The sequence below is a fragment of the Sedimentitalea nanhaiensis DSM 24252 genome, assembly GCF_000473225.1.
Taxonomy (GTDB): Bacteria; Pseudomonadota; Alphaproteobacteria; order Rhodobacterales; family Rhodobacteraceae; genus Sedimentitalea; species Sedimentitalea nanhaiensis.
The window spans coordinates 1,834,683-1,835,816 of the sequence record NZ_KI421509.1 but is presented as its reverse complement, the minus strand read 5'-3'; the positions used below and the strand labels follow the sequence as shown (position 1 = coordinate 1,835,816).

The window sequence follows — 1,134 nt, the reverse complement described above, 5'->3', positions numbered from 1 at the left end:
GACAGCCGATGCTGGCCCACAAGGCCGTGCATGAAGGCAAGGTAGCGGCAGAAGTCGCCGCCGGACACAAGCGCGCCTTTGATGCCCAGGTGATCCCGTCGGTCGCTTATACCGATCCCGAGGTGGCATGGGTCGGGCTGACGGAAACCCAGGCCAGGGCCAGGGGCATCAAGGTCGAAAAGGGCGTATTCCCCTGGGCCGCATCAGGGCGGTCGCTGTCCAACGGGCGCAGCGAAGGCATGACCAAACTGCTGTTCGACCCGGCGGACGATCGGATTGTCGGGGCGGCCATCGTCGGCACCAACGCCGGCGACCTGATCGCCGAAGCCGCACTGGCCATCGAAATGGGCGCCGACGCGGTCGACCTGGGACACACCATCCATCCGCACCCAACCCTAAGCGAAACAATCAACTTCGCAGCCGAAATGTTCGAAGGCACCATCACTGACCTCATGCAACCAAAAAAACGGAAATGATCTAAATCCGGGGCGGTTCAGCTGCCCCGGACACCTCTGTCGGCCCTATCGGCCCTGCCTGGATGAGATCAGGTCGAGCGCGCATTTACAGCGTCAGCTGACCACTTCACCGATCAGCATCTGAGGCCGGGTGTTAGTAAAGTTGGGAATGTCGGCCAGAACCGGCCCCGAGGCCTTCATTGCGGCGTCCATGGCCGCCTGATCCGCAAAGACCATCGTTGCGATTGCATAGATCGACGGCGGTGTATCCGTGCCACCTGCGATCCCTTTGGTAACCAGCGTGCTTTCAAGCCGAGACCCCATGTGCTGGCGGACCAGGCCCATGTGGGTCTTGAAATAATAGTCGTAATCAAAATGGGTTTCGTCACCGATCGGGTAGAGAACCTGAAGTGAAACGTGCATCAAAAGCCCTTCCTGCGCAGTTTTATGTGTCGTTCGGCGTATTAACCGGCACAGCGGTGCCCGCGTCAAACCCCGATTTGCGCCATGGTACGATGAAGGTATCGGCTGTTGCCGCATCGCGCGCGATCTGTTTGAGTGCAAGACGGTACGAAAATCTGGAGTCACAGACTGTTGATTGTCACTGAGAACTGACCCGGCAACTGCAGAAATTGTCATTGAGAATTGACCCATGTGCAACCTTGCCCCTGCTTGATTC

The 1,134-nt window shown here is 58.6% G+C and carries 1 protein-coding gene and 1 pseudogene; one reads left to right on the top strand and one right to left on the bottom strand.

Annotated elements, in window-relative coordinates:
• Positions 1-476, top strand: a pseudogene (locus NANH_RS28800) (dihydrolipoyl dehydrogenase); the annotation flags it as partial.
• Positions 477-569: 93 nt separating this feature from the next.
• Here NANH_RS28800 and NANH_RS0110745 read toward each other — a convergent pair.
• Positions 570-878: an EthD family reductase gene (locus NANH_RS0110745; RefSeq protein WP_027262045.1), complete on the bottom strand. Its 309-nt coding sequence runs from the start codon at positions 876-878 to the stop codon at positions 570-572.
• Positions 879-1,134: the final 256 nt, after the last annotated feature.